Origin of the sequence: Kibdelosporangium banguiense, assembly GCF_017876405.1 — a bacterium.
GTDB classification, from domain to species: domain Bacteria; phylum Actinomycetota; class Actinomycetes; order Mycobacteriales; family Pseudonocardiaceae; genus Kibdelosporangium; species Kibdelosporangium banguiense.
This window is the reverse complement of the sequence record NZ_JAGINW010000001.1, coordinates 11614535-11633334: the sequence shown is the minus strand read 5'-3', so window position 1 is coordinate 11633334 and position 18800 is coordinate 11614535. Positions and strand designations below refer to the sequence as shown.

The 18800-nt window shown below is 66.9% G+C and carries 19 protein-coding genes; 11 read left to right on the top strand and 8 right to left on the bottom strand.

Annotation, left to right across the window (positions count from 1 at the left end; genetic code table 11):
* Positions 1-37 precede the first annotated feature (37 nt).
* The 5 genes from JOF56_RS52030 (at position 38) to JOF56_RS52010 (ending at position 6021) form a co-directional block, all read left to right on the top strand.
* The gene (locus JOF56_RS52030; RefSeq protein ID WP_209646832.1) at positions 38-994 is read left to right on the top strand and encodes a GNAT family N-acetyltransferase; all 957 of its coding nucleotides are present in this window, start codon (positions 38-40) and stop codon (positions 992-994) included.
* A 28-nt stretch (positions 995-1022) separates the two neighbouring features.
* Positions 1023-1895, top strand: a complete 873-nt coding sequence (locus JOF56_RS52025) for a GNAT family N-acetyltransferase (RefSeq protein ID WP_209646831.1) — start codon at positions 1023-1025, stop codon at positions 1893-1895.
* Positions 1896-2050: 155 nt separating this feature from the next.
* Entirely contained in the window at positions 2051-2707 is a 657-nt protein-coding gene (locus JOF56_RS52020) for a maleylpyruvate isomerase N-terminal domain-containing protein (RefSeq protein WP_209646830.1), read from the top strand.
* Positions 2708-2910: 203 nt separating this feature from the next.
* A complete protein-coding gene (locus JOF56_RS52015; protein WP_209646829.1) occupies positions 2911-4254 on the top strand; it encodes a glucuronyl esterase domain-containing protein in 1344 nt (447 codons plus the stop codon).
* 165 nt (positions 4255-4419) lie between these two features.
* Positions 4420-6021, top strand: a complete 1602-nt coding sequence (locus tag JOF56_RS52010; protein WP_209646828.1) for an FAD-dependent oxidoreductase — start codon at positions 4420-4422, stop codon at positions 6019-6021.
* Between the two features lie 44 nt (positions 6022-6065).
* Here JOF56_RS52010 and JOF56_RS52005 read toward each other — a convergent pair whose 3' ends face one another.
* From JOF56_RS52005 to JOF56_RS51975, 7 genes are all read right to left on the bottom strand, one after another.
* Complete coding sequence (locus tag JOF56_RS52005) at positions 6066-7451, bottom strand: serine hydrolase (protein ID WP_307855667.1); 1386 nt, start codon at positions 7449-7451, stop codon at positions 6066-6068.
* A gap of 12 nt (positions 7452-7463) precedes the next feature.
* On the bottom strand, positions 7464-7721 hold the full coding sequence (locus tag JOF56_RS52000; RefSeq protein ID WP_209646827.1) for a hypothetical protein: 258 nt from the start codon (positions 7719-7721) through the stop codon (positions 7464-7466).
* An 11-nt stretch (positions 7722-7732) separates the two neighbouring features.
* Positions 7733-8209: a Clp protease N-terminal domain-containing protein gene (locus tag JOF56_RS51995; protein WP_209646826.1), complete on the bottom strand. Its 477-nt coding sequence runs from the start codon at positions 8207-8209 to the stop codon at positions 7733-7735.
* The gene (locus tag JOF56_RS51990; RefSeq protein ID WP_209646825.1) at positions 8206-8442 is read right to left on the bottom strand and encodes a helix-turn-helix domain-containing protein; all 237 of its coding nucleotides are present in this window, start codon (positions 8440-8442) and stop codon (positions 8206-8208) included. The genes JOF56_RS51995 and JOF56_RS51990 overlap by 4 nt, the downstream gene beginning before the upstream one ends.
* Positions 8443-8517: 75 nt before the next feature.
* The gene (locus JOF56_RS51985) at positions 8518-9522 is read right to left on the bottom strand and encodes a right-handed parallel beta-helix repeat-containing protein (protein ID WP_209646824.1); all 1005 of its coding nucleotides are present in this window, start codon (positions 9520-9522) and stop codon (positions 8518-8520) included.
* Between the two features lie 192 nt (positions 9523-9714).
* Positions 9715-11949 (bottom strand): catalase/peroxidase HPI, encoded by a 2235-nt coding sequence (katG, locus tag JOF56_RS51980; RefSeq protein ID WP_307855666.1) that lies wholly within the window; start codon positions 11947-11949, stop codon positions 9715-9717.
* A 29-nt stretch (positions 11950-11978) separates the two neighbouring features.
* Complete coding sequence (locus JOF56_RS51975; protein ID WP_209646823.1) at positions 11979-12410, bottom strand: Fur family transcriptional regulator; 432 nt, start codon at positions 12408-12410, stop codon at positions 11979-11981.
* A gap of 190 nt (positions 12411-12600) precedes the next feature.
* On the opposite strand from JOF56_RS51975, the gene aroC reads away from it, so the two are divergent.
* The 6 genes from aroC to JOF56_RS51945 are packed head-to-tail and all read left to right on the top strand — an operon-like array spanning position 12601 to position 18374.
* Entirely contained in the window at positions 12601-13788 is a 1188-nt protein-coding gene (gene aroC / locus JOF56_RS51970) for a chorismate synthase (protein ID WP_209646822.1), read from the top strand.
* Positions 13785-14300 (top strand): shikimate kinase, encoded by a 516-nt coding sequence (locus JOF56_RS51965; RefSeq protein WP_209646821.1) that lies wholly within the window; start codon positions 13785-13787, stop codon positions 14298-14300. The genes aroC and JOF56_RS51965 overlap by 4 nt, the downstream gene beginning before the upstream one ends.
* A 7-nt stretch (positions 14301-14307) precedes the next feature.
* On the top strand, positions 14308-15408 hold the full coding sequence (aroB, locus tag JOF56_RS51960) for a 3-dehydroquinate synthase (protein ID WP_209646820.1): 1101 nt from the start codon (positions 14308-14310) through the stop codon (positions 15406-15408).
* Positions 15405-15830, top strand: a complete 426-nt coding sequence (gene aroQ / locus JOF56_RS51955) for a type II 3-dehydroquinate dehydratase (protein WP_209646819.1) — start codon at positions 15405-15407, stop codon at positions 15828-15830. The genes aroB and aroQ overlap by 4 nt, the downstream gene beginning before the upstream one ends.
* Positions 15827-16864 (top strand): GNAT family N-acetyltransferase, encoded by a 1038-nt coding sequence (locus JOF56_RS51950; protein WP_209646818.1) that lies wholly within the window; start codon positions 15827-15829, stop codon positions 16862-16864. The genes aroQ and JOF56_RS51950 overlap by 4 nt, the downstream gene beginning before the upstream one ends.
* A 40-nt stretch (positions 16865-16904) precedes the next feature.
* A complete protein-coding gene (locus tag JOF56_RS51945; RefSeq protein WP_307855665.1) occupies positions 16905-18374 on the top strand; it encodes a glycoside hydrolase family protein in 1470 nt (489 codons plus the stop codon).
* Here JOF56_RS51945 and JOF56_RS51940 read toward each other — a convergent pair.
* On the bottom strand, positions 18338-18799 hold the full coding sequence (locus tag JOF56_RS51940; RefSeq protein ID WP_209646817.1) for a hypothetical protein: 462 nt from the start codon (positions 18797-18799) through the stop codon (positions 18338-18340). The two genes, JOF56_RS51945 and JOF56_RS51940, sit on opposite strands and share 37 nt — an antisense overlap.
* Between the last annotated feature and the right edge of the window lies 1 nt (position 18800).

Genomic DNA, 18800 nt, shown 5'->3' with positions numbered 1-18800 from the left:
TCGACGGGTTCGCGGAGTCCTGACACAGTGGCGCACTATGGCGAACTTTGAGCTTGTGACCGCTGCGGACGTCCGGCTCATGCAGGGGTTGGCGCAGCATGTCACCGCCGCTCGGCCGGATCTGGTGAACAGCGATGCGTCGTTCGGTGAGCTGGCCTGGAACTGGGGCAAGGGGCATGCCAGTGATGGGGCTGGCTGGCGGCGTCGGCTGTGGTTCTCTGGCGGGGATCTGGTTGCGTGGGGCTGGGTCTGTCTTCCGCATCGGGTGAGGCGGAGTGATGGGTCGGTCAAGGATGTCACCGGTGCCTATCTGGCGTATCAGGTTCATCCTGACCATGCTGGGCTGGTTGATGAGGTGATCGACTGGTACGACGCCACGGCAGTGGATCTGGAGCGGACGGTGCTGCCGGGCGCTGCCGATGAGTTCGCCCTGAAGCGATGGGCGGCGCACGGGTATGTGACCGATCCGGCTTCGCTCGGCGATGCCGGGTCCTGGACCCAGCTCAATGAGCGGGACCTCATCGACGTGGAACAGCCGGTGCTGCCAGATGGATTCCGGTTCCGCACCGCTGACGAGGCTGGGCCGGAGGCTGCGGTTCAGGCTCATGTGGACGCCTGGGCTCCTTCGTCGTACACGGCCGAAAGCTACGAAGGCGTCCGGCAGATGGTGGCGTATCGCGGCGATTTGCACCTCCTTGTGGAGGCGCCGGACGGGACGATGGCGTCCTCGACGATCATGTGGCTCGACGAGGTGAACAAGACCGCTGAGTTCGAGCCGGTCGGGACGCATCCGGGCTACCGGCGTCAGGGGCTGGCAAGGGCGATGCTTCTGCACGGGATGCATCTGGCGCGGGCGGCTGGGGCCACTCATATGACCGTCGCCTGCTTGGGTGCGCCGGGGCGTTCCCAGGCACGCGAGCTGTACTACGGCGTCGGGTTCCGGAAACTGTCGTGGGACGTGCCGCTCATCAAAGCCAAGACCGCAGTTTCTTGATCTTGACACTGTTCGTCACGGAGGCACGTTGTCGATTCGCATCACCGCACTGACTGATCCTGATCGTGGCCTGTCCAGTTACCGCTTGGCGTGGCTGGCGTCCGACGATGCTGGAGTTCCTGTCGGGTCGGCGTTCCTACGCATGTTCACCTCAGCTGGGCAGAACCATCTGGCTGAGCTCTCGCTTGATGTTCATCCGGCTGAGAGGCGTAATCGCGTCGGCTCCCGACTACTCGAAGCTGCTGTGGCGGTAGCTCGGGATGACGGCCGACGGTGTGTGGTGGCTCAGGCGCGGGCGGACTCGCCGGGGGATCATTTCCTGTCGGGTCACGGTTTTCGCAAGGTCCTGGCGTTGACGTTCGCCCGGCTGGGACTGGCTCAGGCGGACACCACCGAGATCACCAGGCAGCCACATCCCGGTTACCGCTTGGTGTGGTGGAACGGCACCGTTCCCGATGAGCTGGCCGACACGTTTGCCGCCTCGCGCCGGGCCATGGACGACATGCCGATGGACGACACCGACTACGGCACAGTCTCCTGGGACGTGGACCGGGTCCGGGCCGCGGCGAAGGCCATCGAGAAGCGCGGGGATCTGTTGCAAACCGTGGTCACCGTGGATGAGTCGGATGGCTCGATCGCCGGGTTCACCGAACTGGTTGTTCCCGGGAGCGGTAAGGGCGACGGCCAGCATTACGGCACCGGGGTCCTGCCCGAGCATCGTGGGCACGGTCTCGGCCGCTGGATGAAGGCCGAATCGATCCGCCTGGCCCAAGAACACCACCCGGACCTTGCCGGACTGCTGACCGACACCGCCGACAGCAACCTGCATATGCGCGGCATCAACGACGCGCTCGGCTACACACCAACGCACACAACCTTCGAGTACCAGCTCGATCTGTAGGAACGACGCAGCCGGAATTCACCCGTTCCACCACGTCCCCGCGTTGTCGGTAGAAACAGTGGGCGAGTGCACCGCTGGGATCGCTCTGGTGTGGCAGCCGTCGCGGAGGCGGAAATCGGTCGCAGGGTGGGCTGGGCGCTGCTAGCTTGCGGGCCGTGGATCTTTTCGCGCGTTCGTGGGCGGCGTTGCTCAAGGCGGTGGCCGAACTCTCGGACGAGGACTTCGCGCGGCCGTCCGGCTGTACCGGCTGGCTTGTGCGGGATCTGGTGTGCCACTTGGTCATCGATGCTCAGGATGTCCTGATCACGCTGGTGACTCCCACCGAGGCGGAAGTGACCCGCGATGCGGTGACCTACTGGGAGGTCGCCGGAACGCCGCCGACTGGCCAGGATCCGCTTGACGCGCTGATTGTCCGGCTGGCTGCGGCGTATGAGCAGCCGTGGCTGCTGAAGTTCCACCTTGATGACGTCGGCTCCGCTGCCGGGCGCGCTGCCGGACTGGCTGACCCGGACCTTCGGGTCAGCACCCGTGATCAGGTACTCACTGCGGGGGACTACCTTTCCGCGTATGTCATCGAGTGGACTCTGCACCACCTTGACCTGATCGCGAATCTCCAGGGTGCGGCGGAGCCACCTGCCGAAAGCCTGGCCAGGTCTCGCGAGATGCTGGAGAAGATCGCCGGGGCCGCGTTCCCCAAGTCGTTGTCCGACAAGGACGCACTGCTGGTCGGCACTGGACGACGTGCTCCGGCCAATGCGGAGAAGGCCGAACTGGGTGAGCTGGCCGCCAGACTCCCGTTTGTTCTCGGATGAGCATCTGACATCACCAGCGGGATTCGAAACTATCGGAACCGTGCGACTCGTGATTGTGGTGTGTGATCTGGATCTTTGTGGGGTCACGCTGAATGTGGTTGATCCTTGACGGTCGGTGCGACGCGGTCCTACAGTCTGTTTCGGGTATCAATTCGAAAGTTTCGATCGAATCTCCTCCTCACCCTGCACGGAAGGAGAACCCGGTGAATAGTGGCCTGAGCCGGTCGAAGATCGGTTCGATGATCGTCATTCCGGTGCTTGCGATCGCGGGAGCGGTGTCGGTGACCGCGACGACCGGACCCGCCTACGCCGACAGCGTGGCCGCCGCGCCGGTCGAGGACGAGGGCGCCGACTGCCCGGTGACGCTGCCTGGCTCGTTGCCCGCCAACTCCAAACTTCCTGATCCTTTCAAGAAACTGGACGGGACGCGGATCTCCGCGAAGTCGGACTGGCGGTGCCGGCGGGCGGAGATCAAGAAGCTGGCCGAGAGGTACGTCTACGGCGAGAAGCCCAGAAAGCCCGCGACTGTCACCGGAACTGTCTCGCGCACCGGCGTCACAGTGAATGTCACGGACAACGGCAGGAGCGCCAGTTTCTCGGCGCGGGTCGAGCTGCCGAGCGGATCCGGGCCGTTCCCGGCAGTTGTCGTCGTAGGCGGATTCGGTGCGGACACGGCCACCATCAAGGCCTCTGGTGCTGCCGTCATCAACTATGACCCGCTCGCGGTCGGCAGAGAGGGAACACCTCGCAACAACAAACAAGGCGCGTTCTACAGCGTCTACGGCTCCTCAAGCAGCACGGGACTGCTGGTCGCGTGGGCCTGGGGCGCGAGCCGGATCATCGACGTCATCGAGAAGTCGGGCGGCGGCATCCTCAAAGCGGAGGCGATCGGCGTCACGGGATGCTCGCGGTACGGAAAGGGCGCCATGGCCATCGGTGCGTTCGATCAACGCATCGCGCTGACCATGCCGATCGAGTCCGGCAGTGCCGGTGCTCCCATTTTCCGCGGGATTCCCGGGGAATCAGGCGCTCAGCCGCTCAGCAGCGCGTACGGTGAACAACCCTGGCTGGGCGATGCTTTTGGTTCATTCACAGGAAACCCGGCCGCACTGCCGGTGGACACGCATCAGACGGTGGCGATGGTGGCGCCACGAGGGCTGTTCATCATGGAGAATCCCCACATCGACTGGCTGGCCGCCAGGTCCGGGAGCGTGGCGGCGCTGGGTGGGGCCGAGGTCTACAAGGCGCTCGGCGCGGGGGACAACATCACCTACTGGTCCGACATCCAGGACGGTAGCCATTGCGCCGCCAGGCCCGAGTGGCGGACTCCCTTGCAACAGAACATCCAGAAGCACCTGCTGAAGACATCGAGCGCACCTGGCGTCTTCAGGATCTCGGGCAAGAAGGCCGGAAACCTGGCCACCTGGCGGGATTGGCAGACACCGAATCTCTCCGGCGGCCCGGCCGATCCGCTGCCACCAACGCCCAACGGCTGCATAGGTACCGGCACTGGCACTGGACCGACCCCCACCTGTACCGCCGGATAGCTCCTGTCCCGATGCGGACGCGGCAAGCCTCCGCATCGGGGCCTTCGTCCTTCGACGGCAAACAGAGCCATCGTTTGCGCGATTGTGCTGCCACCCTCGTGCGGCGTACGACTGTGGACTCACGATCGTTCAGCAGGCTTCATTGCTCGATGCGAAGGAGCGTTGATGTCCGGTTTCGATGTTGTGATCGTTGGCAGTGGCGCGGCAGGCCTGGTGGCCGCCTTGACCGCGGCGGAGCGCGGGCTCAGGCCGCTGGTGGTGGAGAAGTCCGATCTCCTCGGCGGGTCGACGGCACTGTCCGGTGGCGGGTTGTGGGTTCCGGGCAACTCCCTGTTGCGTGGCACGGACTCTGCTGAGGCTGGGCTGCGTTACCTGGCGGCGACAGCGGGCGCGGACAGCTCGGCGCAACGTCAGGAAGTGTTCGTGCGACGTGGTCCGGACATGATGTCCTTTCTCGTGAAGGAAGGCCTGCGGCTGAAGTGGGCGAAGGGTTACCCCGACTACCACCCGGATCTGCCGGGCGCCAGCACAAGCGGTCGTTGCGTCGAGGCGAGTGTGATCGACGGGGCGAAACTCGGGACGTGGATGAGCAAGCTGCGGTTACGGGCCAGTGCGATCGATGTGCCCTTGTACACCACCGAGATCCGGTGGCTGGGCCTGGCGAAGCGCACGCTACGGGGGTTCCTCACCGAGCTGTGGGTGACCAAGATCCGCAAGATCGGCCGTAATCCCGCGCTGACCGGTGGTGCTTCGCTGATCGGCCAGCTGGTGTTGCTCGCGACCCGTCGTGGTGCCGAGGTTTGGTTGAACACGACGCTCACGGAGCTTGTCGTGCGAGACGGGCGGGTGACCGGGGTTGTCGTGTCAAAGGATGGCGCGTCCCAGCAGATCGACGCCGAGAGCGGCGTGTTCCTGACCGCGGGCGGGTTCTCGCACAACGACGCGCTGCGCCAGCGGTATCAGCCTCACCCGACCGGCACCAAGTGGACGAACGCGTCGCCCACCGACACCGGGGAGGTGATCTCGATGGGCATCGGGCTCGGCGCGGCGACGGCGTTGATGGACGAGTCCTGGTGGACACCTGCGGTCGGTCTGCCGAACGGCTTCGCGGCCGGGACATTGCGTGAGCGTTCCTTTCCGGGCTCGATCATCGTGGATGCCGGAGGCAAGCGCTTCATGAACGAGTCCATGTCCTACAACGAATGCGGGCACCAGATCTACCAGCGCGGCACTGTGCCCGCATGGATGATCATCGACGACCAGCACCGCTCGTGGTACCCGTTCGTGACGTTCAAACCCGGTGACACGCCGGACACCGGGATACTGACCCGAGCAGGCTCCATCGCCGAACTCGCGGCGAAGATCGGTCTGCCATCCGAGGCGCTGGAGCAGACGGTCAAGCGCTTCAATGGGTTCGCCGCGTCCGGCGTGGACGAGGACTTCAAGCGCGGTGGCAACGTCTACGACCGGTACTACAGCGATCCTCGGGTGCGGCCGAACCCTAACCTGAGTGCGCTGGACACACCGCCGTACTACGCATGCAAGATCTATCCAGGTGATCTCGGTACGAAAAGCGGCTTGCTGACCGACGAACACGCACGGGTGGTGCGCGAGGACGGCTCGGTCATCGAAGGGCTTTACGCGGCGGGGAACACATCGGCTTCGGTGATGGGCCGGTCGTACCCTGGTCCAGGGTGCACTATTGGTGCCGCAATGGTTTTCGCCTACCTGGGCGCACAACACGCGGGGCAGCGCGTGGCGGCCTGACGTTCACTCCATCGAGCGGGTCCGGCGAACAGAGCCGGTCGCCTCTAACTGCTGGTCCGCGGATTCACCCGGCAGTTGTTGTGCAGGTACTGCGCGGCCCCGTCCTGGAAGTCGTAGATCGCGACAGTCTGGGTGTCCTCAAGCGGGTCGTTCGAAGGCATCAGGAAATGCGTCTCGCTGACGGGAAGCAGTTCGTAGGTGATGCGATCCGGTTTGCCGAGGAACTCTGCCTGCATGGGATCGATCACGAATGTCAGGCAGAGTTTCCCGGCTTCGGCTGCCACTTCGTAACGGGCGCCAGGCCGTTCGTAGACACCTTCGTACCTGGACAGGTCGAGGTTCAGTCCTGGGTCGGGTTTCGGCAGGCCCGGAATTGTGACCATGTCGAGGCCGGTCAGGATTTCGTTGAACACCTTCTGGTAGAAGGTCTCTCGCGGGCCGCCGTTGGTCAGCATCGTGATGGCGATGCCCGAGTCCGGCAGGATCCGAAGGCGAGCGTTCTGACCGACAGTGCTCCCGTCGGTCGCGTAGACCGTTTCGCCATGCCAGTCGCACACGATGAGGCCGAGGGCCCACTCCGGTCCGAACATGTACGGGTCTGGAATGGACACTCGAGAGGTCATCATCTCCCGGAGGAGCTCGGCCGAGATGATGCGCGTTCCGTTCGGCGCCACGCCTTTGTTGAGCAGGACGTGTGCCATGGTGAGCACTTCTCGGACTGTCGAGGTGATGTTCCCGCCTGGTCCGAAGGAACGCGGCAGGTGACTCACCGGCGTGAGGATGGGGCCTTCGTCCAGAGACCGGATCACGTGCCCTGTCGCGGCCCGGTCTTGGTCCACCTGGTCATGCCGGCTGTTGGTGTCGGTCAGTCCCATCGGGACGAAGAGCCGGCCGGCCATGATGTCGTCCCACCGCTTGCCGTCGGTGACCTCCATGATCCGGGCGAGGATCGCGTAGCCCAGGGCCGCGCTGTAGCCATGGGTGTGGCCCAGCGGGTGAACCTGCGGCGCGTCGGTGATGTTCTCGACCATCCGCTCGTACACGTCATCGCCCTCACCGGGATCGCCGATGTCCTCCTCGATACCGTTGGTGTGGTAGAGCAGATGGCGGGGCGTGACCTTGGCGCTGACCTCCGCGTCGGCGACCCGGAAGCCGGGCAGGTAGGTCCGCACCGGCTCGTCCAGGCTGACTTTCCCTTCCTGGACGAGTTGCATGAAGGCGAGGGCAGTCCATGTCTTGGTCATGGAACCGCATTGGTAGACGGTGGCGGGCGTTGCCGGTTCGCCTCTCGACACGTTCTTGGTTCCGATGGCGAACTCGGTGATCTCGCCATTGTGGAGAATGCCGATCGCCGCACTCGGGATCTGGTACTCGGCGAGCAGTTCTCGGACGCGAGCCCGCAGTCGCGTCACGTCGATACCTCTGGTCACTCTCTTCTCCTGCTACTTCGGCAGACCGACCGCGTTGGCGGCATCGGCTTCGAAGTACTCTGTTGTGGCGTAAGGGCCTGCGTGCGGCTCGAAGAAGTCCCTGGCGCTCTCGACCGAGTCGTGAACGATGATGTTCACGGCCTTCGCGCCGTCCGTGCTCGCCACCGCCAGCGTCCACTTGGCTGACTTGGGCAGTGCGCGGTGCGCCTTCTTCAGCGCACCCCAGAACTTGTCGTTGTCGGAGATCGTGGAAACAGCCACGACGTGCATCTTTTGTCCTCTCAGGTGTTCTCGGTGGTGATCGTCTGCCGGACCTGTGCCATCAGGTCTTCCCGGTCGATGCCGGCCAGGGCCAGCGCCCGGGGGACAGTGCCGACTTCGGCGAACAGAATCGCCAGCAGCACGTGCGCGGGCTGCAGATCCTTCTTGCGGAAGGAGGTCATGATCCGCTCCAGCACGAGCTTGACCGACGTGCCGACCGGGGGATGGGTGGGAAGCAAGCTGGGCCGCGGCATCTGGAAAGCGGTGCGGGACACGCCGACCACGCTCAGGCTGTGGTCGAATTCCCGTTCCAGCGCTGCGCGGATCGTGGCCTGGTCAAGCCCGGCCGAGCCCAGGATCCGGTGTGTGGCCGGTTCCTGTTCGGCTGCGATCGCCAGCAGCAAATGCTGTGCCTCGACCACTTTCGAACCGTCTTCACGGCATTCGTGTTGTGCCCGCACGATGATTCCGTGCATGTAGGTGTCGAACGCGTTCATCCCTCGCGTCTCCTCAACTTGACCCCGGCGATGATGAGCCGCTTGGCGTGTTTCTTGTAGACCGCCTGGCGCGTGACCCCGAGCGCCTCGGCGACCCGGGGCCAACCCCATTCCGCCCGCATCGCCTGCTCCACAGCCGCGTCCTCCAACTGATCGGCCAGTTTCCGCAACGCGACCACCGCGGCGAGCGCGTCAGCAGGATCGGGAGGAACAGGGGCTTCGGTACCAGGCACGTAAGCAACTCTAGTTGACTAATCGAGAGTTAGTCAACCAATGTTGCTAACGCGTGCGACTGTTCCGGCGGGCTCCTACCGGCGGTTGAGCAGGCCGGTGACGTTGTCGTAGCCGCTGTGGCCGACGAGCTGGCCGTTGGTGATCATGCTTGCGGGTATGTTGAAGCCGTACCGTTGCTGTGCGGCGTGGCCGCCGGCTTTCCGGTCGAATGCCTGGCAGCCCACCATGGAGGTGTCGTCGCCCTCGAGGACGTGGAACCCGTCCGCCCCAGCGGAAGTGCCGCCCACGTCATAGAAGGACGCGCTGTCGGCGGTGCATCCTGTGTAGACATTGCGGCCCCACTCGATGTACCAGCCGTGCGACCGGGTGTCCTGGGACTCGCAGCCGATGAACTTGTTGCGCACCCCCTTGACGTGAAAGCCGTAGTCGCGGCAGTACCACGCCTTGCAGGACTGGAAGAAGTTGTTCGAGCCGAACACGCCGAATCCGGCAGTGGAGCCGGTGGACGTGCTTGTGGTCGCCTCGCAGGCGATCCACCAGTTGTCCGGTGCCTGGACGTTGTAGCCGTAGCGGCCCGCATCGCGCACGCGGACACGGCTGCTCACGCACGACTGGGTGTCCTCGCCGCGGTAGTTGATCCCGTCGAGCACGGGCTGATAGATCCGCAGGTTGTCCAGTCGGCAGATCGAGTCGGGCTCCCAGTAGTAGTTGCCCGACGTGCCGACGACATTCAGATCGATGCCGGTCTTCGCCTTGCCGTCACACTCGATCATCAAGTCGGAGATCTGCACGGCCTCGATCGCTCCGCCGTTGCCGATCGCGACGGCCGCGTTCATCACAGTCGTGGCCAGCAACCGGGTACGTCGGCCCAGTCCTCGGACGACGGCTCCCGACGGAGGCACAAGGGTTTCGGTAAGTCTGTAGTCGCCGTCGCCAAGCTGGATGGCGCGCGCACCGGCGTCGAACGCCGCCTTGATGGATTCGCCCGGTGGCACATACGTCCACGGCCCCATCGGGCTTGCCTGCATCCCGGCCGGTTCGGCCCCCGCGACACCGGCGAGACCGACCATCCCAGCCATGCCCGCCGCCGTGCCACCGAGCAATCTTCTGCGATTAACCGATAAATCTGCCATGGCCCGCAGTATCACGATCGGTGATCAACTAACGCAAGATCAAGCCATTGGGTTTGTCCTCAACGTTCGCCATCGGACGCCGCCGAACGAGAACTGGCCCGGCTGCGGGGCAGCCGGGCCAGGTGGTGCGGTCGGGACTCAGGCGATGTCGAACCGGTCGAGGTTCATGACCTTGTCCCAGGCGGCCACGAAGTCGCGGACGAACTTGGCCTTGGCGTCGTCGCTCGCGTAGACCTCAGCGACGGCACGAAGTTCGGAGTTCGAGCCGAAGACCAGGTCGGCGCGGCTGCCGGTCCACTTGACCTCGCCGGTGTCGCGGTTGCGGCCCTCGAAGGTCTCCGCGTCCTCCGACGCCGGCTTCCACTCGGTGTCCATGTCGAGCAGGTTGACGAAGAAGTCGTTGGTCAGTGTTCCCGGCGTCGAGGTGAGGACGCCCAGCGCGGACTGCTTGTGGTTCGCGCCCAGGACACGCAGGCCGCCCACCAGGACGGTCATCTCGGGTGCGCTCAGGGTCAGCAGGTTGGCGCGGTCGATCAGGTGGTACTCCGACGGCAGGTTGTCGCCCTTGCCGCGGTAGTTGCGGAATCCGTCCACAGTGGGCTCGAGCGCGGCGAAGGAGTCCGCGTCGGTCTGCTCCGCCGACGCGTCCGTGCGGCCCGGGGTGAAGGGGACCTGGACGTCGTGGCCGGCGCTCTTGGCAGCCTGCTCGACGGCGGCGACCCCGCCGAGCACGATGACGTCGGCGAGCGAGACCTTCTTGCCCCCGGTCTGGGAGCTGTTGAAGGACTCCTGGATGCCTTCCAGGGTGCGCAGCACCAGCGTCAGCGCGTCGGAGTCGTTGACCTCCCAGCTGCGCTGCGGCTCGAGGCGGATGCGTGCCCCGTTCGCGCCACCACGCTTGTCACTGCCACGGAACGTCGAGGCCGACGCCCACGCGGTGGAGACGAGCTGGGAGACCGACAGGCCCGAGTCGAGGATCTGGCCCTTGAGGGCGGCGATGTCGTCCGCCCCGATCAGCTCGTGGTCCACAGCGGGAACGCGGTCCTGCCAGATCAGCTCCTCCTGCGGCACCAGCGGGCCGAGGTAGCGCTCGATCGGGCCCATGTCGCGGTGGGTCAGCTTGAACCAGGCGCGGGCGAACGCGTCGGCGAACTGGTCCGGGTTCTCCAGGAAGCGCCGCGAGATCTGCTCGTAGACCGGGTCGAACCGCAGCGAGAGGTCGGTCGTCAGCATCGTCGGGGTCCGGGTCAGCGAGCCGTCCTCGGGGTCCGGCACGGTGTTCGCCCCGGCGTCGTCCTTCGGCTTCCACTGGTTGGCCCCGGCCGGGCTCTTGGTCAGCTCCCATTCGTAGCCGAACAGGTTCTGGAAGAAGCTGTTGCTCCACTGGGTCGGCGTGGCGGTCCAGGTGACCTCGAGACCACTGGTGATCGCGTCGCGGCCCTTGCCGGTGCCGAAGGTGTTCGTCCAGCCGAAGCCCTGCTCCTCGATGGAGGCGCCCTCAGGCTCGGGGCCGACGTACTGGTCGGGGTCGGCCGCACCGTGGGTCTTGCCGAACGTGTGGCCGCCGGCGATCAGCGCGACGGTCTCCTCGTCGTTCATCGCCATGCGGCCGAACGTCTCGCGGATGTCGCGGGCCGCGGCGAGCGGGTCCGGGTTGCCGTTGGGGCCCTCCGGGTTGACGTAGATCAGGCCCATCTGCACGGCGGCCAGCGGGTTCTCCAGCTGCCGGTCGCCGGTGTAGCGCTCGTCGCCCAGCCAGGTGCGCTCAGGACCCCAGTAGACATCCTGGTCGGGCTCCCAGACATCGGCCCGGCCACCGGCGAAGCCGAAGGTCTTGAAGCCCATCGTCTCCAGCGCGCGGTTGCCCGCGAAGATCATCAGGTCGGCCCACGAGACCTTGCGGCCGTACTTCTTCTTCACCGGCCAGAGCAGGCGGCGCGCCTTGTCGAGGTTTCCGTTGTCGGGCCAGCTGTTGAGCGGTGCGAAGCGCTGCATGCCGGCACCGGCACCACCGCGGCCGTCCTCAATGCGGTACGTGCCCGCGCTGTGCCACGCCATGCGGATCATGAAGGGCCCGTAGTGGCCGAAGTCGGCAGGCCACCACTGCTTGGACGCCGTCAGGACCTCGTCGACGTCCGCGGCCAGGGCGTCGAGGTCCACGGTCTTGAACTCCGCGGCGTAGTCGAAGTCCCCGCCCATGGGATTCGCGACATCCGAGTGCTTGCGCAGGATCGTCAGGTTGAGCTGGTTCGGCCACCAGTCGCGGTTGCTCCCGCCTTCAGTCGGATGGTTGAAGCGCCCAGCCGAGACCGGGCATCCGCCCGCACTTTCCTCGTTCATCTCGCCGACGACGGCGTTAGGGCTGTCAGACACTGAAATCCTTCCGGGATCAGAGGTGGTGCTCAGGAACTGAGCGCTGTCGAGCACCCGGGGCACAGGCCCCAGTAGATGACCTCGGCCTCGTCGATCGCGAAGCCGTGGTCGTCGGATGCGGTCAAGCAGGGCGCGGTGCCAACAGCACAGTCGACATCGGCGATGACACCGCATGACCGGCACACGACGTGGTGGTGGTTGTCCCCGACTCGGGCCTCGTAGCGCGCCACGGAACCTGGTGGCTCGATCCGCCGCAACAGGCCTGCGGCGGTCAGTGCGCGCAGCACGTCGTACACGGCTTGGTGGGACACCTCGCCGAGATCCGCACGCACAACACCGATGATCGAGTCCGTGTCGGCATGCGGATGGGCGTGCACCGCGGACAGCACTGCCACCCGCGGGCGCGTCACACGTAAAGCCGCCTCCCGCAGCATGCGTTGGAAGTCCGAAGTCGTGGGCACGGTGCCGGAGTCTGCCGCATTTTCTGGAATCAATCAAGTTTAGGCTGCCTGGCCTGGGGTGATCATTGTGGCGGTGCCGGATCATCCACTGTGGAGCAGCGTGGCGGAGTTTCCGGTGTGGCGCCGCGACGCAGCTGGACAGTCTCCCCCAGGGTGGGGCCGAACTGGACCGGCGTGACAGGATTCAGCTGTGCTGCGCTGGATAACCGCTGGGGAATCGCATGGTCCGGCATTGGTCGCCGTGCTGGAAGGCATGGTGGCCGGGGTCGAGGTCACCACCGACGAGCTGACGGGCCAACTGGCTCGCCGCAGGCTGGGGTTCGGGCGCAGTCCGCGCATGGGCTTCGAGACCGACGACGTGGAGTTCCTCGGTGGTGTGCGGCACGGTCGCACCCAGGGCGGGCCGATCGCCGTGAAGATCGAGAACTCGGAGTGGCCCAAGTGGGAGAAGGTCATGTCCAGTGACCCGATCGACCCGCAAGTACTTGCCGGTCTGGCCCGCAACGAGCCGCTGACCAGGCCTCGGCCCGGTCACGCCGACCTGGCCGGAATGCAGAAGTACGGCTTCGGGGAGGCCCGTCCGGTCCTGGAGCGGGCCAGTGCCCGGGAGACGGCCGCGCGCACAGCGCTGGGTTCGGTCGCGAAGTGCTTCCTGCGGCAGCTGCTCGGCGTCGAGATCATCAGCCATGTCGTGTCGATCGGTGCTGCTGAGGCGCCTGAGGGTGCTGAGCCCACGGCCGCGGACCTCGCCGCGATCGACGAGAGCCCGGTGCGGGCGTTCGGACAGGAGGCGACCGACGCGATGGTCGCCGAGGTGGACGCCGTCAAGCAAGCTGGTGACACGGTCGGTGGCGTGATCGAGGTGATCGCGTTCGGGCTGCCGCCGGGCCTCGGCTCGTACGTGCACTGGGACCGCAGGCTGGACGCGCGGTTGGCGGGCGCGTTGATGGGTGTGCAGGCCATGAAGGGCGTGGAGATCGGCGACGGTTTCACCACGGCCCGCCGGTGGGGCAGCAAGGCCCACGACGAGATCGACCGGGGCAGCGGCGTCACCGGCGTGACAAGGCGCTCCAACCGGGCCGGCGGCCTGGAAGGCGGTGTCACCAACGGTGAGCCGTTGCGCGCCCGGGTGGCCATGAAGCCGATCTCGACCGTCCCCAAAGCACTGTCCACTGTGGATGTCGTGACCGGTGAGCCCGCGGTCGCCATCCACCAGCGGTCGGACGTCTGCGCGGTGCCGCGTGCCGGTGTGGTGCTGGAGTCCGTGGTGGCCCTCATCCTGGCCGACGCGGCGCTGGAGAAGTTCGGTGGCGACTCGATGCCCGAGACGAGGGCGAACGTGGAGTCCTACCTGAAGGCACTGGAGGAGCGCTGGTGAGCACGAACGGCCCCGTACTGGTTCTGGTCGGGCCGCCTGGTTCGGGCAAGAGCACGATCGGCCGGCTGGCGGCCGAACGCCTGGGCGTCGGGTTCCGTGACTTCGACGACGACATGGAGGCCGAGCACGGCAAGGAGGCCGGCGAACTGGTCGTCGACTTCGGCCGTGAGCGGTTCCGGGAGTTGGAGCACGAGCTGCTGGTCCGGGTGCTGCCGGAACACGACGGCGTGCTCGCCCTCGGCGGCGGGACGCCGACCGCGCCCGGTGTGCCTGAGCTGCTCAAGCCGTTCCACGTGGTCTTCCTGGACGTCGACCTGGACCACTTGCTCAAGCGGGAAGGCCTGGTGGCGTTGCATCCGTGGCTGCTGCCGAACCCGCGTGCGCACCTGCGCCAGATGCTGACCGAGCGCAGGCCGGTCTACACGTCGGTCGCGAACGCCACTGTGCAGACCAACGGCCGTGACCCGCAGGACATCCTCGAAGATGTCCTCGCGGCCATGCCGGTGAAGTGAGGGCGATATGGAGCCGGTGAGGATCGCAGTCGCCACGCAGCAGCCGTACGAGGTCATCGTCGGCCGCGGACTGCTCGGTGACCTGGTCGAGAAGGTGCAGGGCGCGTCGAAGGTGGCGATCATCCACCCGCCGACGCTGACCGCGACGGCCGAGACCGCGCGCGAGGAGATCACCGCGGCGGGCGTGGACGCGCACCGCATCGAGATCCCGGACGCCGAGGACGGCAAGGCGCTTCCGGTTGCGGGCTACTGCTGGGAGGTGCTCGGCCGGATCGGGCTGGACCGGCAGGGCATCGTCGTCGGGCTCGGTGGTGGCGCCGTCACGGACCTCGCCGGGTTCGTCGCGGCCACGTGGCTGCGTGGCGTGCGGCTGATCAACGTGCCGACGACGCTGCTCGGCATGGTCGACGCCGCGGTCGGTGGCAAGACCGGCATCAACACCGACGCGGGCAAGAACCTGGTCGGTGTGTTCCATGAGCCCAGCGCGGTGCTGGTCGACCTGGCCACGCTGACCACACTGCCGGCCAACGAGCTCGTCGCGGGCATGGCCGAGGTGATCAAGGGCGGGTTCATCGCCGATCCGCGCATCCTGGAACTGATCGAGGCCGATCCCAAGGTCGCGGTCGACCCGGCGGGCGACGTGATCGCCGAACTGGTCGCGCGCAAGATCCAGATCAAGGCCGATGTCGTGGGTCAGGACCTCAAGGAGTCCGGTCTGCGCGAGATCCTCAACTACGGCCACACGTTGGGCCACGCCATCGAGCGGCGGGAGCGCTACCGCTGGCGGCACGGCGCGGCGATCAGCGTGGGGCTGGTGTTCGCCGCCGAGCTGGCGCGACTGGCAGGCAGGCTCGACGACGCGACGGCGGACCGGCACCGGAGCGTGCTCGAGTCAGTCGGGCTGCCGACCCAGTACGACGCGGACGCGTTGCCGCAGTTGATCGACGGCATGCGTAACGACAAGAAGACACGCGCAGGCATGCTGCGGTTTGTTGTCCTGGACGGCCTGGCCAAGCCGGGCCGGCTGGAAGGCCCGGACCCGGTGTTGCTGGCAGGTGCGTATTCAGCTGTGGCAGCCAAGCCGTCGAACGGAGGAGTTCTGCTGTGAGGGTGCTGGTGCTCAACGGTCCGAACCTTGGCCGGCTCGGCAAGAGAGAACCAGCGGTGTACGGCTACACCACACACGAGGACCTGGCCGCCCTGTGCGAGAAGGCCGGGACCGAGATGGGCGTCGAGGTCGAGGTCCGCCAGACCGACCACGAGGGCGAGATGATCGGCTGGCTGCACGAGGCCGCCGACGAGAGCCGGCCCGTCGTGCTGAACGCCGGTGCCTGGACGCACTACTCCATCGCGATCGCCGACGCGTGCGCCCAGCTGACCGCGCCGCTGGTCGAGGTGCACATCTCCAACGTGCACAAGCGTGAGGACTTCCGGCACCACAGCTACATCTCCGCGGTGGCCAGCGGTGTGATCGTCGGCCTCGGCGTGCAGGGCTACCCGCTCGCGATCAAGTGGATAGCCGAGCAGTGAGCCAGCCGACCTTCGAGACCAACCGGCTGACCCTGCGGCCGATGCGGGCCGAGGACCGGGACGCGGTGATCAAGATCTTCGCCGACCCGGAGAGCAGCCGGTACCTCACGCGTGACATGTCCGACCAGGTCAACGCGGCGACGAGCTTCGAGCGCTGGCTGGGCTGGGGCGCGCCCGGCGGGATGGGCAGCTGGATCCTCGATCTCAACGGCACCGTCATCGGTGTCGGCCGGTTCACGCCCTCCGACCGGCTGCCCGGCAAGGTCGTCGAGGTCGGCTGGTTCGTGGCGCGGTCGCACGCAGGTCAGGGGTATGCGAGTGAGGCATTGCGGACCCTGCTGGACTACGGCATCCGCACGCTCGGCCTGCCGGCGATCTGGGCGTTGATCCACGTGGACAACGAGCCCAGCTACCGCCTGGCGGCAGGGCTGGGTTTCCTGAACGTCGCGGACTTCTACCAGCCGGCCGGTCCGGGCCGCATCCACGTCCTGCTGCCGCCGGGCGGCAGCACACTGCCCGAGCAGCCGACGCTCCGCACCGAACGGCTGGTCATCCGGCCGCTGCGGGAGGACGACCGCCGCGACGTCCGGGACATCTTCAGCGATCCGGCGATCACGCGTTTGCTCAGCAAGAACGCCAATGAGCCAGGCTGGATCGACGAGACGGTCGACCGCAGGCTCGGCTACGACGGCCCGGCGGGCATGGGGCACTGGGCCTTCGTCGAGGACGACATCCTGGTCGGCGTCGGCCACCTCCGCCCGTCCTGGGAGCTGCCTGGGGGAGTGCCGGAGATCGGCTGGTTCCTCGGGACCGCCCACCAAGGACGCGGTCTGGCGACGGAGGCCGCGGCCGCGTTGCGTGACCACGGGCTGTACACGCTTCGTCTCCCTGCGGTGTGGGCGTTGGTGCACAGGGACAACACGGCGAGCACGCGGCTGAGCGAGCGGCTCGGGTTCGTCGAGGTCGGGACCGGTCAGCACTACGGCGATTCGCACCGGGTTTGCGTCGCTCTGCCCCGGGCAGCCTCCCGCTGACCATAGACTGTCGCCCTGTCGGGTGACGGAAGGTCTATGTGTGCGCCGGTTGTTGTTGCTGCTACTGATCTGCGTGACGGTCGCGTCATGCACCGAGGCACAGCCACAGGCCGAAGGCACCGACAGTGCGGTGATCGGCGGGGCCCCCGCCAGACCTCGGCAGGTCCAGACCGATTCTCCCGGACCGCGGGCGTTGTCCACCGACAGCCCGCGTGACGACGGCGGCATCATCGTCGCGGCGGGGGAGAACGCCCAGTACAACTACGCGCCCTCGGCCATGGTCGAGGGCGGCCGCATCCGGATGTGGTGGTGCAGCCAGCTGGTGAGCGCGGCACCCCCTGGCGACGACGTGCTTTACGCCGAGGCTGCCACGCCGATCGGGCCGTACACGACCCCGCGCGCGGTGTTCGGCGGGGCAGGCGCAGGCTTCGACGGTCGGCACACGTGCGACCCGTCAGTCATCCAGGTCAACGGCACCTACTACCTGTACTACACAGGCGCTCCCAACGATCACAGCGTCGGCAACGCGATCGGCCTGGCCACCAGCCCCGACGGCCTGACGTGGACGCGTGCCAAGGGCGGCGAGCCGGTTGTGTCCTCGTCGTACGAAGTGGGCCGTAGCAACACATATGGCGCCGGTCAACCGTCAGCGTTGTACCTCGACGGCTGGTTCTACCTGATGTTCACCGACACCAACGCCCGTGGCGCGCACGATAACGGCGCCGGCCAGTTCGTGCTGCGCTCGCCGGATCCGATGTTCGCCACCCGCGTGGAAACGCTCACTCCCAAGGGTTTTGTGCCCGGCTACGGCCGTGACCGCTCCATTGTGGACGCGTTCAGCGCGGACTGGATGTGGATCGACGCCCTGGACGCGTTCGCCATCGCCCACGAGACCGCTGGCGGCACCACGCTCACCTTCTGGGACCGGGGCTTCACCAGCCATCCGTACCAGCCGGTGCTGGTCCCGGGGCCCTGGGAGGAAGGGCCAGGGCTCGCACGCCGCCCGGACGGGCACGCGCCGATCTCCGAGAAGGATCCGTGCGGGCGGGTGTCGGTCAACGTCTTCCGGGCCACCCGGGACCGGGCCCAGCCCACGGACCTGCGGAGGTTCGGGCTCGACCTGAAGGACATCGGCGGTTGCGAGACCCGTGTCTCGGCGTTGGCCACCTTGAACGGCTTCGCGATGCCGTCGCCCCAGCGGACCCTGGACATGGTGATGGGCAGCGCGGTCTACCGGGTGGACCGGCGGTCAGTGGCCGAGGCGTTCGGCGCGGCCGTGGTCGAACGGAGGCCGGCGGTCCTGGACAACGTGACTCCCTCGGCCCATGTGGTGCCCGGCGCGGAGGCGGTACGGGCCGCTGACCGGGGAGTCGGCCTGCTGCTGGGTGGCAAGTTGTACCCGATCGGGTCTGCCGAGGTGGCGGGCGTGAACTCGTCGCGGGTGGTCGACGTGCTGCCGGCGACCTGGGATTCCTACTTACGCGGGCCGGCTTTGGCCGTCGTGCGCTGAGCGTCGCCCTGGGAAGTGCCGGCCTGGGAAGTGCCGCGCTGGGCCGCGATCCGGCTGCCGACCAGTAGTCCCAATCCCGCCGGAACGAGGATCACCAGCGCGCCGAAGGCGGCGTCGCCGGTCAGCGCGCTGCCCAGGGAGCTCAGGCCGGTCTCGTCCACGAAGATCGCCTTGCCGATCACCCGCAGCAGGCCGCTGGCGAACCCGGCGATGACGGCCGCCAGGACCCAGATCCGGCCGCGGTCGGCCAGCTGGTGCCAGCCGTCCAGCGCAGCCCACAAGGCGGCTGCCCCGGCGACGACGCCGAGCACGATCGAGCGGATGACGCTCAGCGAACTGGTGTGCACCGCGATCGCGGCGAGCCCGACGTCCGCCCCCGCGAGCACGAACGCCAGCACAAAACCTCGGGTCAGCCAGAACCGCACG

Bases quoted from the DNA above. Each gene is read 5' to 3' on its own strand.
- JOF56_RS52000 (WP_209646827.1), bottom strand. From the start codon at position 7,721: ATGCACGTCGTGGCTGTTTCCACGATCTCCGACAACGACAAGTTCTGG.
- JOF56_RS51985 (WP_209646824.1), bottom strand. From the start codon at position 9,522: ATGGCTGGGATGGTCGGTCTCGCCGGTGTCGCGGGGGCCGAACCGGCC.
- JOF56_RS52010 (WP_209646828.1), top strand. From the start codon at position 4,420: ATGTCCGGTTTCGATGTTGTGATCGTTGGCAGTGGCGCGGCAGGCCTG.
- JOF56_RS51995 (WP_209646826.1), bottom strand. From the start codon at position 8,209: ATGAACGCGTTCGACACCTACATGCACGGAATCATCGTGCGGGCACAA.
- JOF56_RS52030 (WP_209646832.1), top strand. From the start codon at position 38: ATGGCGAACTTTGAGCTTGTGACCGCTGCGGACGTCCGGCTCATGCAG.
- aroB (WP_209646820.1), top strand. From the start codon at position 14,308: ATGGAGCCGGTGAGGATCGCAGTCGCCACGCAGCAGCCGTACGAGGTC.